Source organism: Celeribacter marinus (assembly GCF_001308265.1).
Lineage (GTDB): Bacteria > Pseudomonadota > Alphaproteobacteria > Rhodobacterales > Rhodobacteraceae > Celeribacter > Celeribacter marinus.
The window spans coordinates 386,020-401,839 of sequence record NZ_CP012023.1; the positions used below are offsets into that span (position 1 = coordinate 386,020).

Annotated in this window: 14 protein-coding genes; 4 read left to right on the top strand and 10 right to left on the bottom strand. The window is 56.3% G+C overall.

Annotated features, from left to right (window positions below):
* Window positions 1-163: 163 nt before the first annotated feature.
* On the bottom strand, window positions 164-934 hold the full coding sequence (locus IMCC12053_RS01880) for an IclR family transcriptional regulator (protein ID WP_062215196.1): 771 nt from the start codon (window positions 932-934) through the stop codon (window positions 164-166).
* Between the two features lie 89 nt (window positions 935-1,023).
* Between IMCC12053_RS01880 and IMCC12053_RS01885 the strand changes: the two genes are divergently transcribed.
* Both IMCC12053_RS01885 and IMCC12053_RS01890 read left to right on the top strand, forming a co-directional pair.
* The gene (locus tag IMCC12053_RS01885; protein WP_062215200.1) at window positions 1,024-3,156 is read left to right on the top strand and encodes a malate synthase G; all 2,133 of its coding nucleotides are present in this window, start codon (window positions 1,024-1,026) and stop codon (window positions 3,154-3,156) included.
* A 26-nt stretch (window positions 3,157-3,182) separates the two neighbouring features.
* Window positions 3,183-3,605 carry a GlcG/HbpS family heme-binding protein gene (locus tag IMCC12053_RS01890; protein WP_062215203.1) on the top strand — a complete coding sequence of 141 codons (423 nt, stop codon included), beginning with the start codon at window positions 3,183-3,185 and terminating at the stop codon, window positions 3,603-3,605.
* A 93-nt stretch (window positions 3,606-3,698) separates the two neighbouring features.
* Here IMCC12053_RS01890 and IMCC12053_RS15685 read toward each other — a convergent pair whose 3' ends face one another.
* From IMCC12053_RS15685 to IMCC12053_RS01930, 9 genes are all read right to left on the bottom strand, one after another.
* Complete coding sequence (locus IMCC12053_RS15685; RefSeq protein ID WP_156320727.1) at window positions 3,699-3,869, bottom strand: hypothetical protein; 171 nt, start codon at window positions 3,867-3,869, stop codon at window positions 3,699-3,701.
* Window positions 3,866-5,233 (bottom strand): amidase, encoded by a 1,368-nt coding sequence (locus IMCC12053_RS01895; RefSeq protein WP_062215206.1) that lies wholly within the window; start codon window positions 5,231-5,233, stop codon window positions 3,866-3,868. Before IMCC12053_RS01895 ends, IMCC12053_RS15685 begins: the two co-directional genes overlap by 4 nt.
* Complete coding sequence (locus IMCC12053_RS01900) at window positions 5,217-6,641, bottom strand: TRAP transporter large permease (protein ID WP_062215209.1); 1,425 nt, start codon at window positions 6,639-6,641, stop codon at window positions 5,217-5,219. The genes IMCC12053_RS01895 and IMCC12053_RS01900 overlap by 17 nt, the downstream gene beginning before the upstream one ends.
* Window positions 6,642-6,701: 60 nt before the next feature.
* Window positions 6,702-7,271, bottom strand: a complete 570-nt coding sequence (locus tag IMCC12053_RS01905) for a TRAP transporter small permease subunit (protein ID WP_062215212.1) — start codon at window positions 7,269-7,271, stop codon at window positions 6,702-6,704.
* A gap of 67 nt (window positions 7,272-7,338) precedes the next feature.
* The gene (locus IMCC12053_RS01910) at window positions 7,339-8,478 is read right to left on the bottom strand and encodes a TRAP transporter substrate-binding protein (protein ID WP_062215215.1); all 1,140 of its coding nucleotides are present in this window, start codon (window positions 8,476-8,478) and stop codon (window positions 7,339-7,341) included.
* Between the two features lie 154 nt (window positions 8,479-8,632).
* Window positions 8,633-9,595, bottom strand: coding sequence for a 2-hydroxyacid dehydrogenase (locus IMCC12053_RS01915; protein WP_062215217.1), 963 nt, complete (start codon window positions 9,593-9,595; stop codon window positions 8,633-8,635).
* Between the two features lie 58 nt (window positions 9,596-9,653).
* Window positions 9,654-10,292 (bottom strand): glutathione S-transferase family protein, encoded by a 639-nt coding sequence (locus IMCC12053_RS01920; RefSeq protein WP_062215221.1) that lies wholly within the window; start codon window positions 10,290-10,292, stop codon window positions 9,654-9,656.
* Window positions 10,293-10,349: 57 nt separating this feature from the next.
* The gene (locus IMCC12053_RS01925) at window positions 10,350-11,306 is read right to left on the bottom strand and encodes a glutathione S-transferase family protein (protein ID WP_062215224.1); all 957 of its coding nucleotides are present in this window, start codon (window positions 11,304-11,306) and stop codon (window positions 10,350-10,352) included.
* A 112-nt stretch (window positions 11,307-11,418) separates the two neighbouring features.
* A complete protein-coding gene (locus IMCC12053_RS01930) occupies window positions 11,419-12,099 on the bottom strand; it encodes a haloacid dehalogenase type II (RefSeq protein WP_062215227.1) in 681 nt (226 codons plus the stop codon).
* A 351-nt stretch (window positions 12,100-12,450) separates the two neighbouring features.
* Between IMCC12053_RS01930 and cydD the strand changes: the two genes are divergently transcribed.
* Both cydD and IMCC12053_RS01940 read left to right on the top strand, forming a co-directional pair.
* Window positions 12,451-14,124 (top strand): thiol reductant ABC exporter subunit CydD, encoded by a 1,674-nt coding sequence (gene cydD, locus IMCC12053_RS01935; protein ID WP_236852504.1) that lies wholly within the window; start codon window positions 12,451-12,453, stop codon window positions 14,122-14,124.
* Window positions 14,121-15,803, top strand: coding sequence for an amino acid ABC transporter ATP-binding/permease protein (locus IMCC12053_RS01940; protein ID WP_062215232.1), 1,683 nt, complete (start codon window positions 14,121-14,123; stop codon window positions 15,801-15,803). Before cydD ends, IMCC12053_RS01940 begins: the two co-directional genes overlap by 4 nt.
* Window positions 15,804-15,820 lie beyond the last annotated feature (17 nt).

Genomic DNA, 15,820 nt, shown 5'->3' on the forward strand with positions numbered 1-15,820 from the left:
CACGGCTGAGCGACGGGATGCACCTGAACCTTTGACGGGGCTTGATCCATCCCCACGATCATTTGAGCAGCGCCCAAAACAAATCTTATGGGGGGCGACTGCTCGTCATTGGCTTACACTAGACCAGATGACGAACTATTCCACAATGTGGAAAATGAGCACTTTATGCAGCTCCAGATAGCGTGTCTGTTAATGACTGAGCCATTCCTTTTATCCGAACACCCACCTCGTTGATCCGCTCACCGGACAGACGCGAGGACAAGGCCGAAACAGATATGGCACACACGGCATCCCCCGCCCGAGACAAAACAACACCCGCCACACAGCGCAAACCGGACGCGTGCTCCTCGTCATCAACCGCATACCCGACCTCGCGGATGTGGCGAATTTCGGTCATCAGCGTTTCGAGATTGCGGTGCGAGCGCGGCGTCATCGGATGAAACCCTGCCTGCAACGCAAACCGTTCAATTTGACCATCGCACCATGTCGCAAGAATGGCTTTTCCCATCCCTGAGCAAAAGGCCGGAACACGCCCGCCCGTTGGGGATATTGCACGTACAATCTCACGGCTTTCCACTTGAGAAATCGTAACAATTTGCTCACCATCCAGAATGCCGAGGTTCGCGGTTTCGCGGGTTTCATCGCGCAGTTTGCGCAGGTACGGCAACGCAGGTGTGACGAAATTGTATTTTTGCACATAGGCCGATCCGACCGAATACGCCGCGCGACCGACATGCCAAAGGGTGCGTTCGGGATCAAAGTAGGCGAAATTTTCATCCTCGAGCGTTGTCAAAAGCCGGTGCGCCGTGGACACCGCAAGCTCGGATTCCTTTGCAAGGTCGCTCACGCGCCGCCCCTCGTCAGACGCGGCCAACAGCTTGAGCAGCGTCATGGCGCGCTGAACAGATTGCACATTTCCGATTTTCTGCTTCATTCACATTTTCCGCATCGTGAAAATTATTTTCACACTGATTAACATCTTCCCCTGCCTCGGTCTACAAATTAAAAAAAATGGAGTTCGCTATGTCATATGTAAAAAGATCCGAAATCGATGTTTCTGCCGATCTGGCGGCGCTCATTGAAAACGAAATCCTGCTCGGAATTGATGCCGATCACTTTTGGGATGGATATGTTGCGCTTCTCAAGGATCTGGTGCCAGAAAATCGCGCCCTTCTGGCGAAACGTGATGAGCTGCAATCGCAGATCGATGCGTGGTATACCTCGCACAAAGGTCAGACCTTTGATGTTGAGGCCGCAAATTCGTACTTGCGTGAGATCGGCTATATTCAACCCGCACCGGCCCCCTTCGAGATCAACGTCGAGAACGTCGATCCGGAGATCGCAACTGTTGCGGGACCGCAGCTTGTTGTGCCTGTGATGAATGCGCGATTTGCGTTGAACGCGGCCAATGCGCGTTGGGGATCGCTCTATGATGCGCTCTATGGCACAGATGCGATTGAGGGCGCTCCATCAGGCAAAGGCTATGATGCGGCACGTGGCGCACAGGTCGTGGCATGGGCGCGCGCCCATCTGGATCAGGTTGCTCCATTGGCAAACGGATCGTGGGCGGATGTTCAGGCCGTAGAGGCTGGTGAAACTTTGTCGATCACCCTTGGTGATGGCGCAACCACACTGGCCAATGCGGATCACTATGCAGGCTACCGTGACAACGGCGATGTCATGTTGCGCGTCAACGGCCTTCTCATCGAGATCAAAATCAACCGCGACAGCGCAATTGGCGCAACGGACCCCGCGGGCATTTCCGATATCCGTTTGGAAAGTGCTCTTACGGCTATTCAGGACTGCGAAGATTCCGTGGCTGCGGTCGATGCCGAAGACAAATGTGTGGTCTACGCCAACTGGCTCGGCCTGATGAAAGGCACTCTGCAAGAGAGCTTCAATAAGGGCGGCAAGGTCATGACGCGTCGTTTGAACGACGATGTGACCTACACAGCCCCCGATGGCGCGGGCGTCACTCATCCTGGTCGCGCGTTGGTGCTGGTGCGCAACGTGGGTCACCTGATGACCAACAATGCAATTATGTGGAACGGCGAAGAAACCCCCGAAGGCATCATGGACGCGGTGATCACCGTGGCCTGTGCCATGCATGACCTGACCAAAACGGACGGCCTGCGCAACTCGCGTGCAGGGTCGGTCTATGTCGTAAAGCCGAAAATGCACGGACCCGAAGAGGTGGCCTTTGCCAACACGCTCTACGGTCGCGTCGAAGATATGCTTGGCCTGCCCCGCAACACGGTCAAACTGGGGATCATGGACGAAGAACGCCGGACCTCGGCCAACCTTGCGGCCTGTATCAATGCCGTTAAAACCCGCTGCGTGTTTATCAACACAGGCTTCCTTGATCGGACCGGCGATGAAATCCACACCATGATGCAGGCGGGTCCGGTCATTCCACGTGGCGAGATGGCACAAAGTGCATGGCTCGGCGCCTATGAAAACGGCAATGTCGACACCGGTCTGGCCGCAGGCTTCACCGGTCAGGCACAAATCGGCAAAGGCATGTGGGCGCGCCCCGATGATATGGCGGACATGCTACAGGCCAAGATCGGCCACCCGAAAGCCGGTGCAAATACCGCGTGGGTGCCCTCGCCTACGGCTGCCACGCTGCACGCCACACATTACCACCACGTGAATGTGACGGATGTTCAAAATGATCTGCGCGCGCGGCCCCATGCTTCGCTCGACGCCCTTTTGACACCGCCAGTGATGATCGGGCGCAATGTGTCCGACGAGGAAGTGACACGCGAATTGGAAAACGCCTGTCAATCTATTCTCGGATATGTGGTGCGTTGGGTTGATCAAGGTATCGGTTGCTCGAAAGTGCCCGATATCGACGATGTGGCCCTCATGGAAGACCGCGCCACGCTGCGGATTTCCGCACAATATCTCGCAAACTGGGTCGAGCACGGCATTTGCACAAAAGACCAAGTCGAGGCTGCGTTCCGCCGCATGGCCCCAAAGGTTGATGCGCAAAATGCGGGTGATGCGGCGTATAGTCCGATGGCTCCGGCATTCGATGGTGCGGCGTTCAACGCGGCCCGCGCATTGGTTATTGAGGGGATTGCACAACCCTCGGGCTACACCGAACCGCTTCTTTACAAAGCGCGTTTGAGTGTGAAGCAAGCCGCGAAATAAACCATGTTCAGGCCGGAGACATACACATGCAACTAATCAAACGACTGGATTTAAACGATGCGCGCCTCCTCTTGGAGGGGGCACGCGCCAAGGCAGACGAGATCAACGTGCCGATGTGCATCGCGATCACCGATGAGGGCGGCAATCTGATTGCATTCGAGCGTATGGACGGTGGCAAGGTGACCTCAATCACCATCGCAATCGACAAAAGCTTTACGGCCTCTGCGGCGAAAAAGGCGACCCATGACTACGGCGCGATCAGCCAACCGGGAGGGCCAACATACGGCATAGACTCCGCGATTGGTGGACGCTTGATGGTCGTCGGTGGCGGTCTTCCCGTGAGTGTCGACGGTGATGTTGTGGGTGGCATTGGCGTGTCATCTGGCACACCTGCACAGGACCGTGAGGTCGCTCAAGCGGGCATAGATCACTTTATCGCAACGCTTTAAGTCACACACACAAAACACAAAAAAGCGGGCGGTTTATTGCAAACCGCCCGCTTTTTCTATGTCTATAGCGCCGTGGCGCATAGGTTTTGGATCTTAGGACTTGTCGGTCTTTTTGGCAAAACAGCTTGTATACAGATCCCAACACCCAAGCCCTGACGCGACGAGAATGACCACAGTCAGGTCAAGACGCGGGACGTGGATCACAAGGATCGCCAAAAAGGCGAACAGCACCAAAAATGCAAAAACGGCTATCAGTTTGTTCATAGCTTTAGTTCCCTGTCTTCTATTGTTTCTAGATGTGAGGTGAGCCAACGTGCTGTGCGTAACAGACGGGCATCATCACCGCGTCTGCCAACCAGTTGCACACCCATCGGCATTCCATTTTCCGCAACAAAAAGCGGTATCGTCACGACAGGCACACCCGCCAACGTCCAAAGGCCGTTGAAAATCGGACTTCCTGTATCGTCGAGCCCTTCGGGCGCTGGACCCAAAGCCGCCGGACAAATGATCGCGTCCGCGCGGTTGAAGATCGCCTCAAGCCCCGCATTTAGCACATCGCGCCAATCGAGCGCAGAGATGTAATCGCGTGCCATCACATCTTTGCCGTGATCAATCGCAGCGCAAAGTTTTTCGGACAACTGATCCCTGCCTCGGGCTTCGAAATGGTAGTAGCATTTCGCCATCTCGGCAAAGTTGATCAGCTCGCGCGTTTGTGCGGCCTGACCTAACTCTGGCAAAGGTGCGTCAAAACATTTGTCATCCAAAATGGCGACAAGCTCTTCGATCGCGTCAATCATTTGCGGGTCCGCCTGATCCCAACCGGGGATACGACCTAACGCAAAATCAGGCAGAACCGGCGGCTTAGACGCTGCAACGTCGAGCATCCGTGGCATAGGCACCGCAGATGTCGCGGTGTCTAGCGGATCGTAGCCCGTCAACACATCGCTCAATAGAGCGCAATCCTCAATAGAGCGGGCAAAAACGCCGACCGTATCGAGATGTGGAGACTGGGACAAAATACCTGTGCGCGGGATCAAGCCAAAGCTGGGTTTGAAGCCGACGACACCGCAAAAGGATGCGGGCCGAATGACAGAGCCACCGGTTTGCGTCCCAACGGCAAAGGGCACCATACCCGCCGCGACAGCCGCAGCGGACCCTTGGGATGACCCACCCGGAGTATGATCGGGATTATGGGGATTGCGGGTCTTTCCGGCGTGCATGAATGCACCCTCGGTCGTGACGGTTTTCCCCAAGATGATCGCACCTGCCGCGCGCAGCCGTGCAACAATCCATGCATCCTCGGTAGGGACACGTCCCGCATCGATGGGCGTTCCGTTCTCGGTCGGAATGCCTTTCGTGTCGATGATATCTTTTAGACCAACAGGCAACCCATGCAGCGGGCCAAGGGGCCGCCCCGCTTTACGCCATTGATCCAAACGCTGGGCCTGTTGGAGTGCGTGATCTCCGTCAAGCCACGCCCAAGCGCCAATTTGTTCCTCGTGTTCGCCAATCCGCTCGAGGCACGCCTCAACCAGTTCGACCGCACTCAGTGCGCCGGATGCGAGGCGGTCGCGCAATGCGACCGCCCCCAATCCAAGTATCGCCTGACGATTAACGCTGTGGGCCATAGAAGGCATCCGGCAGCATAAAGACGATCTGTGGGAAGGTGTACATCAAGAACATCGCGATGACGACCATACCACAATACGGCAAAACCCCTTTGAAGATCTCGATCAACTTGACCTCAGGCGGCGCAATCCCTTTGAGATAGTACGCACTCATCGCCATAGGCGGCGTTAGGAAGCTGGTCTGAAGGTTCAGCGCAACAAGCACACCAAAGAACAACGGATCAATCCCGAACAACGGCAACAGCGGCAAGAAGATAGGTACGAAAATGATAATGATTTCGGACCATTCAAGCGGCCAACCCAGCAAGAAGATGATCAACTGAGCAAGCAGCAAGAACTGAATAGGTGTCAAATCGAGGTGCGTCACAAACTCTTCGATGACCTTTTCGCCACCAAGGTAGCTAAACACCGAGGAAAAGACGTAAGAGCCAACAAACAACCAACACACCATCGCGGTGGTCCGCACTGTCAGATAGACACTTTCACGCAGACGATCGAACGTCATCGCACGGTACGCAACCGCGAGAACCATACCGCCGAGTGCGCCAATAGATGCCGCTTCGGTTGGCGTTGCGAGACCAAACAGGATAGAGCCGAGAACCGACAAGATAAGAACCGCGAGCGGCAGGAAACTGGTGGCCAGCATCCAAAGCATCTTTCCGAATGGAACTTCGGGCAACTCTTCTTTGGTTGGTTTCGGCGCCAACTTCGGGTTTAGAACCGCGCGTACAACGATGTATGTGATGTAGAGGCCAACGAGAACCAGACCTGGCAACAAAGCCGCTGCATAAAGGCGAACGATGGAAACGCCCGACGATGCCGCGTAGACAATCAACATGATCGACGGCGGGATCAAAATACCGAGCGTGCCGCCCGCGCAAATGATGCCAGCCGCAAAGCTGTGGTCGTACCGCATCTTAAGCATCTGTGGCAGAGCCAGTAGACCCATCAGTGTCACAACCGCACCCACGATCCCCGTTGCAGTCGCAAACAGCGCGCAAGTGACCAAGGCGGCAACACCAAGAGAGCCGGGAACATTGCGTGTGGCAACGGCGAGTGTGCTGAACAGTTTATCCACAATGTTCGCGCGCTCCACGATGTAGCCCATAAAGAGGAACAGCGGGATCGCGGTTAGAACTTCGTTTGATATCACCGAATAGGTTTGGTTTATGAAGAGATCGAATATTCGGTTATTATAGAACCCTTCGAGCCATAATTGTGTGGATTCCAACCAAGGTGTATCCTCGGCAAGACGGTCAAAGCTGCGCCACATGCGTGCGGCGTCATAATAAGCATAGTAGCCAAAGCCTATGCCGATCGCCATCAAGGTGTAGGCAATCGGGAAGCCTAAAAACACGCAGGCAATGAATATGCCAAGCATGGATATGGCGATTTGTGGATCGGTCACTGTGTGAACTCCAATTTTCGAAAGCAGAAGAGTCGGTCCCAACGCGTCGGTTGGACCAGATTATTTACCTTCGGCTGCCTGTTTCATGAGTAGGGTTTCGGTTTCCTCAACGTCGGATGCCAACGGAAGCCATTTGCCGTCTTTGATGCAAATGATGCAGCGGAAAACCTGTGCGATACCTTGCACAAACAACAATAGCCCAGCCGCAACAATGACGGTCTTAAATTGGTAAATCGGGATGCCAGCCGGACTGTTCACCGACACCTCTGCGTATCCCCACGAGCGGCTTGCGTATTTCCAACCGGAAAAGATGAGCGCAAGAATGCCTGGGAAGAAAAACAAGATGTACAGCGTCAGATCAAGAATGGCCTGCGTTCTATCCGACCAAAGACGGTATAGAAAATCGCCGCGCACGTGACCGCCGCGCGATAGCGTATAGGCGCCCCCCATCATGAACACAGTTCCATACATGATGAAACTGATGTCGAGCGCCCAAGGCGTTGGACTGTTCAACAGGTAACGCACAAAGACCTCATAGCTCATGCCAAAGGTCATCAGGATTATCAGCCACCCAAAGGCTTTACCGAACCAAGCGGAAAGATTGTCGGCAAATCGGATATAGTTTAGCATTCGTAGCTCCAGTCGAGACATATCCAAGGTGAAAAAGGCGTGGTTTCCCACGCCTTTTCGTTGATGATTAGAGTTTCAACTTACCTGGGAAATAGTGCTCGTATGCCAAGCCGAGGTCGGGTGCGTTCATGAGTTCGTAGTACGCAACTTTTTCGGTCCAAGCACGCTGGCTCGCCATAACGCGGGCATTGAATTCGTCTGTTTCCAGATCTGCGATCAATGTATCCCATGCCTCCAACTGGCCTGCGAGGATTTCTTTGGAAGTGCGGTGAACTGCAACGCCGTCATCAGCCTGAAGCTCGGACAGATCCTTGGAGTATTCGCGCATCGCCAAAGCGGTGTTCGATGTCGAGGACGCTTCAACAGCGTGCTTGAGGATCGCCTGCAGATCTTCTGGAAGATCTTCGAGGAAGTCTTTGTTGAACAGGAATTCGAACGATTCAGACGCTTGGTGGTACGAGGACAGGTAGTAGTTTTTCGCAACGTCCTGTGCACCGAAACGACGGTCAGATGATGGGTTGTTGAATTCGAACGCATCGATCACGCCACGCTCCATCGCAGGGACGATTTCGCCACCTGGAAGCTGAGCCACGGACATGCCCATCTGCTGAAGAAGATCAGCCGCAAGACCCACTGTGCGGTATTTGAACCCTTTGAGGTCAGCAACAGTGTTTATTTCTTCTTTGAACCAACCGAACGGCTGTGCGGGCATTGGCATACCCATCATACCGACAACGTTCAGGCCAAGGACGTCCTGAGTGAGTTCGCGGTACAGTTCAGCACCCCCACCTTGGTAGAACCACGCCTGCATGGTTGTAGCAGAGCCACCGAAAACAGGGCCGGTGCCAAAGAACGATGCCGCTTTGGATTTACCGTACCAGTACACTGGAACAGTGTGGGCCGCGTCGATAATACCATCGTTGACAGCGTCCATAACTTGGAACGAAGCAACCACAGCACCCGCTGGCAACAGGTCGATTTTCAAACGACCGCCGGACATGGCCTCTACGCGCTCAACATATTCGCGCGCGAAATCCATCCAGATGTCGGAGGCAGACCACGATGTCTGCATTTTCATCACGATCGGCGCCTGCGCCATTGCGGCCGGAGCCGCAAGAACGGTTGCCGCAGCAGCGGACCCGCCGATAGCACCCGTGCGCAAAAACGAGCGGCGCGACAGAGTCGTGGAGTTCGGTTTATTTGTCATATTTGTCCTCCCAGACGATTTGGAACACTTTGTGCGTTCCTTAATCTAATAAGATCATTGTTCACGAAAAAAACAAAATCAACACTTTTAAATTCAACTTTCCACCATGTGGAAAGCGTATGCGGGGATACTGATTTTTCGTTTATTTTCAGAATTATGCGATACGATCTTTAGGGTCTTCCCCATTAAAATACGCATCCAAATTGTCGAGCGCACGAAACCCCATTGCATCGCGTGTTTCTTCGGTTGCGGACCCGATGTGCGGCAATAAAAACGTATTGGGCAAGGCCCCGAGATCTGGGTTGCCGCCCGGCTCGGTTTGGAAAACGTCCAAGCCCGCAGCGAACAACTTGCCCGAGGTCAATGCGTCGATCAACGCGGCTTCATCAACCAATGCGCCGCGTGCCGTGTTCACCAAAATCGCACGATCCGGTAGGAGGGAGAGGGTTCTTTCATTAATTATTCCAACGTTTTGAGCACTGGACGGGCAATGAAGGCTCAAAACGTCAGAACAGGCCAGCAACCCTTCGACGGTCTCATGATAAATCGCACCCTGTTCGAGATGCTCGGGCAAACGGCGGCGATTGTGGTAATGGATTTCCATACCAAAGCCCCGCGCCCGCTGTGCCGTGACTTGTCCCACGCGGCCCATGCCCAGAACGCCAAAGCGTTTCGCCGTGACCTGACGCCCAACCATAAAGGCGGGAGACCAAAAGTTCCATTGACCAGAACGCACCATTGCGTCCCCTTCGGCACCACGACGTGCCGCGCCGAGCATACATAGCATCGCAATTTCAGCAGTCGCATCCGACAACACATCGGGGGTGTTCGTGACAACAATTCCCGCAGATGTTGCGGCTGCCAAATCGACGTGATCGGTGCCAACAGAATGGTTTGCGATAATCTTGAGCTGCGGGCCGAGTTCTGCGATCACATCGGCACTGAAGTGCTCGGAATGACAGGGTAAAACCGCGTCGACGGAGCGGCACGCTGCAATTAACTCGTCACGATCAAACTGCCGATCATCAGCGTTAAACACCACGTCATAGTCACGCGCCGCGCGCGCCTCCACTTGGGGGCGAAGTTTGCGCGTAATCAGCAATTTTGGCTTGGTCATGGTCGTCTCCTATGGGGGATTTGTGCGGTTGTCGCGCTAGATCGAAACGGCGCATTGCTCACGGCATGGGGATATCGGTCGTAAACTTGGGCACGTTATAACCCGCTTGCACAGCGGGGCGCGCGGCGATCCGCACATACCAGTCTTTGATGTTCGAAAAGGCATTCAAATCAACCTCATGCCATTCAAACCGCGACACCCACGGCCAACACGCCATATCTGCAATGGAATAGGTGCCACGCCCCGCCCCCGCGATAAAGTCGCGTCCATCCAGTCGGGTGTTCAACACCGTATACAACCGCTGCGCTTCAGTGGCGTAGCGCTTTTCAGCCGCCTCCGATTGACCTTTGTTATACTTCAAAAAGTAGTGGGCCTGCCCCAGCATTGGACCCAAACCGCCCATTTGCCACATCAACCACTCAACCATCCGCCAATACTCATCGCCCTCGCATTGGAACTTTTGGAACTTGTTCGCGAGGTACATCATAATGGCCCCCGTCTCCATCATCTGTATGCCCGTCTCATGATCAACAATCGCGGGAATGCGGTTGTTCGGGGCGATTTTTAGAAAATCTGGCGCGAATTGCTCATCCTTGGTGATATCGATGGCGTGCGCCGTGTACGGCACGCCAAGTTCCTCAAGCAAGATTGACACCTTGCGACCGTTCGGTGTTGTCCATGTGTAGAGATCAATCATCTATTGGCCTTTCGCGTGTGTCTGTGCCTGTTTTGCAAATGTCATGGTCATGCGGCGTCACGCTGCCGTGTCCGTCACATCGATTCTGTAGCCTGCGCGCGGGAAATGAACGCACACAGTGCCTACATCTTCGGCGCTACGCTCAATCACCACGGTCTCGGCATCGGCATAGCGCAACGTCCCTGCAACGGGCTGCTCGCCGCCATTCACATCGGGGCGGACCGTTACGGATTGTCCAACCGCGAGGCCCTGGGGATCGTGAGCGGCCACGCCCGTCTGTGCGTTAGGCTCCAGCCCCTTTGCGCGCGCAATGGCATCTTGCGGGTCCATTTCACGAGACGTTCCATGGCCGATGCTCTGCACATTTGCCTCCCAACGTTCGAGCTCTTTGAATTGCGCCAGAAAGGATGGACCATCTGCCCACCTGCCCCGCAAAAACCAGACCACATGGTAAAATTGTGCGTCAATCGCAGCGGGCTGCTCGCCCAGTAAAAACGCCCGCCCGTCAGACAGTTGTGTGTTCAGCCATGACAGAGGCGCACGCAGTTGCGACACCAGATGCGGCAGATCGGCGTTGGCTTGTTTGAGGGCTGCTGCCCAGTCCTCGCCCAGATAAAGACGCCCGCGATCCGCCGCGAATTCCTTGTCTAGACCATCGCCCGCAGCCCCTAGAATGTGACGCACAGTTTGATCGAACAAAGCCCCGTCCGTCCACCGGCTCAGGCACCACATTAACCCCTGTTCTGATGTGGGCATCAAAGAGGGTGACGCAAACCGCCGTTCAAGTTCGCGAATGATACACTGGCTATCGCAATAGATATCCGCACCGATTTGCATGACTGGCGTGCGGCGATACCCGCCCGTGAGCGCCGTCAGCATTGGTTTGGGCGGCAGGCGTGGAATGTCCACACTGCGCCACGCAAGCCCTTTGATCCCAAAGACGACTCTGACTTTTTCAGCGACAGGCGATTGCGGATAGGCGTGGAAAATCACTTCGGATGATGGATCGGACACTTTGTATTCCTTTGCGAACAGCACGTTCAGTCATGGGCCGTATATGGGGCGATAACCGCCGGAAAATCATATGCAACACGGTCGTGACTTACGGGTGTTCGTGCGAGACCACTTAGGCGGTGATCCCGAGGGCGTAGTCCGCAACATCCTTTAGGGACGATCCTATGTGATGCGGCGCAACGCCAAGACGCTCCATAGGATGCCCGTACCGGTTGAGCCAGATGGTATGGTAACCGAACCAGGTTGCACCACAAATATCCCAACAGTTCGATGACACAAACAAAATATCTTTGGCCGCACATCCCAAGGCATCCGGCCCCATTTGATAGGCTTGTGGCGCGGTCTTGAACTGCTTCACAGCATCGACGCTCAAAACATGCTCGAAATATCCGCCAAGCCCTGAGGCAGTTATCGCCTGATCAAGCATCCAAGGCGTGCCATTGGACAAAATCGACAGGGTGATCCCTGCCTCCTTGAGGCGGTGCAACTGGTCGACATTCTCGGGGAACGCCGACAACGCGGCATACTGCCCCATCAAGCGATCTCGTGCGGCAGCGGTCAGGTCAAGACCAAGCGCCTCACAGGCATACTCAAGCGCATCCCCCGTCACCTGCCAGAAATCCGCATATTGGTCACACAACGTGCGCAAGCGGGTGTATTCAATTTGCTTGTCGCGCCAAATAACAGCCAACTGCGCGCCCTTGTCCGCAAAGAGATCTTCGGCCAAGGCGCTGACCGAATACACATCGAACAAGGTTCCGTAGGCGTCAAAAGCGATGGCGTTGGGGCGCATTGTTGCGTCTCTTTTCTGTCAAGTTTGGACCTCTGACATCATCAGGACCATAAGTTCATCACAAATGAAAGCTTACCTGCGTCAAATCAGCCCTAAACGCCCTGCACACCCCCGTTGCATTCCTTGACCTCCAAGACATGAGGGGTCAAAAACCATTTAGGGCACACCCTTTGAAATCGGCTAAACTACTCTAAAGGCGCGTATTTGATCTATAAGTGGCCTCCAATTGCGGCATCCGCCAAAAATGCCCAACCTGCTTTGGAACAGGATACGCGCCGTAGGTTCCATTTCGACACCGCCGTGATATGACGGAGAGCGCAGACCTACCTTTCACCGATATCGCGAGTTCTCGTGACCTCAACCACACCCAACACCATAGCAAACGACACCGACAGCCCCGTCTCGCGCGCAGGGCTGATGGCAGCTGGCGCGGCCCAGCATCGCCGCGCCAGTGTTTTGTCCGTGGCCTCAGGACTGCTATGGCCTGTACAAGCGGCGGTCGTGGCCTATGCCTTGGGCGGATTGCTCACCGGACAGACGGTCTTTGCGCTTGGCATCGCGATAGCCTTTGCCGGCCTTGGGCTATTGCGGGCGGGACTGACGATGGCAAGCGAGGCATACGCACAGGCCGCCGCACAGACGATCATTCACCGCGCGCGCGCGCATATCGTAGCTGTTGAAGCGCGCCGCGCCGCAGATAGCCCCTTTGGTGGGGCCGGCGCCATCACGGCATTGGCCAGTGAAAAGCTCGACCTGCTTGTGCCATTTATCACGCGCTACGCCCCTGCACGGGCGCGGGTGATGGTGGTGCCGCTTGTGATCTTGATGCTTGCACTATCGCAATCGTGGGCGGTGGCCCTTGTTCTTATGATCTCCGGCCCGTTGATCCCCATTTTCATGGCGCTCATCGGTCTGGCCGCAAAAGAGACGAGCCAGAAACACCTAAGGGAAATCGGCAACCTCAACGACATGTTGGTCGAAAGACTATCGGCCTTGGTCGATATCCGCCTTTTGGGCGCGCGGGACGCGGTTTTAGACGGGTTTTCAGGTCAGGCCACGGATTTGCGCCACCGCACGATGGCCGTTTTGCGCGTGGCGTTTTTATCCTCCACGGTGCTTGAGCTGTTCGCAGCAATCGGTGTGGCGATGGTCGCGGTCTATGTCGGGTTTTCGCTGCTCGGCACGCTCGGCTTTGGCACATGGAGCGGCGCATTGACGCCGCAAGTCGGGATCTTTTTGCTGTTGTTGACACCCGAGTTCTATCAACCCCTGCGAGATCTGTCGGCGGCGTGGCACGACAAAGCGGCGGCAGACGCGGTGTTCGACGAACTCCACACATGGGACGCCCAACAAACGGCCGTCTTAATGGGTCAGGGCGGCGTGTGCGCGCCTTTGACGGGGGCGCCCTCGATTGCGCTGCGCGGATGTGCACTGCAAAACGGTATAGTCTTGGCTGACATCGAGATTGCAGCAGGCGAGAGCGTGGCGATCATGGGGCCAAGTGGCGCAGGCAAAACCACGGCCCTGCGGCTCATGGCAGGGCTAGAGGGACCGAATGTCGGGCAGATCACGCTTGCAGGAGTGGCGCTTACGGACGCAACGGCTGATGCATGGCGCGCCCGTGTCGGTTGGATGCCCCAAGCTCCGCATTTTCTCAACGCCAGTGTGCGCCACAATGTGCAACTTGGCCGCGCGGGCGATCTATCAGCGGCCCTTGAACACGCAGCCGTGGAGAGCGTGATCAACCGCCTACCCCAAGGTCTCAACACACGGTTGGGCGAAACGGGTGGCGGGTTATCGGGCGGTGAAGCGCGGCGAGTGACACTGGCGCGCGCCATATTCGCGCAACCGGACGTGATCATCGCCGATGAACCCACAGCCGATTTGGATCGAAAGACCGCAGACGCAGTTACCAACGGCCTGTTGGCGCAGGTCGCGCGCGGGGCCACGGTGATTGTTGCAACCCATGATCCAGATTTGGCGGCCAAGATGGACAGGATCATTTCTATCGAGGCGTCACAATGAGCGCGCTTTGGCAAATCTTTGCGCTCATTTTGCGCGAGCAACGGGTGTCAATGAGCCGTGGGGCGTTATTTGGCGTGATTGTCCTTGGTATGGGGGCCGCACTGTTAGGCCTGTCGGGATGGTTCATCACGGCGGCGGCCGCTGCGGGATTGGCGGGCGTTGGCGCGATGTTTGATGTGTTTCGCCCCTCGGCGATGGTGCGGTTTTTGGCATTGGGGCGTGCATCGGCCAGATACGGTGAACGTGTCCTGACCCATGACGCCACCTTGCGCGCACTGCAATCGCTGCGTGTGAGTGTTTTGCGCGGCGTAATGGCGGCGCGCTATGACCGCCTGATCCGGCTGAGAGGCGCGCAAGCCCTAAACAGGCTCACATTGGATGTGGACACTCTGGATGGCGTGTCTTTGCGTCTGGTGTTGCCCGTATTGGCGGGGCTGTGTGCGCAATTGATCGCGTTTGCGGCACTTTGGTGGCTCGTGGGTTTACCGATCGCACTTTGGATCTTCTTGGGGTTCAGCCTTGGGGCGGGTTTGGTTTTTTGGGCGACCCTGCGCAAAACCGCGTCCTTGTCGCGGCGCACGCAGGCGGCATCACACGCGTTTCGCGCCCGTTTCATTGACCTGATCCGTGCGCGCCGTGACCTTGCAGCCTACGGGCAAATGACCGCGCAGGTTGATCTGACCCTAAAGGCCGAGAGCCGCCGTCTCGCGTTGCGCCGCCATCAGGATCGGGTGGAACGCCTGTCAGGTGCCGCGATCCAGATCATCGCGGCGGTTGTGTCGGCGGGCACGCTTTGGCTTGGTATAACACTGGCGCAATCGGGCACCATCGGCCCGCCCCTCGCCGCTCTTGCGTTTTTCACGACACTAGCGCTGGCGGAAACCATCGTGCCGATGCGCAGGGCCGCCGGTGATATTGGTGGCATGATGGAGGCGGCGCGGCGGATGTTGCCCGATATAGCACCCACGCCCGTGTCCCTCGCCCCCGTGTCCCCGGCCCCCGTGTCAGACGCGCCTGTGAACACCGATGACGCCCCATGCGAGGGCGCACTGCTCTTGCAATCCGTGACCGTGCACCGCGCGGGCACTAGCGATATCCTCCTTAACGCCGTGAGCCTCACGGTGAAGGCGGGTGAAACAGTCGCCCTTACGGGGCCAAGCGGGATTGGAAAATCAACGCTCTTGCTGGCGATTGCGGCCCTCCATCCCATTGCGCAGGGGCGCATTTTTCTGGGTGAGACGTCCGTGCTCGACTGCGCTGAGGACCGTTTGCGCGGCTCGGTCGCGCTTTTGCCACAACGCAGCGCGGTGATGTCGGGATCTGTACGTGATGCGTTGCACCTTGGGGCCGCTCAGTGTGACGACACCGCGCTGTGGCAGGTGCTTGAGGCGGTGCAACTGGCCGCCACGATGCGCGCACGCCACGGGCTTGACACACGGATCGGGGCGCGCGGCGATGGACTATCGGGCGGCGAAGCACGGCGATTGACCTTGGCACGCGCGATGTTGCGACATCCAAACGTGCTATTGCTCGACGAGCCGACCGAAGGGTTGGATGATCCAACTGCGCTGATGGTCCTGCAAGGCGTGCGGGAATTTTTACCAAGCGCCGCTCTTTTAATCGCGGCTCACCGCCGCGTCGAAATCGAGTGCGCGGATCGGGTTTTGACGCTCGACTAAGCTACATCTAAAATATT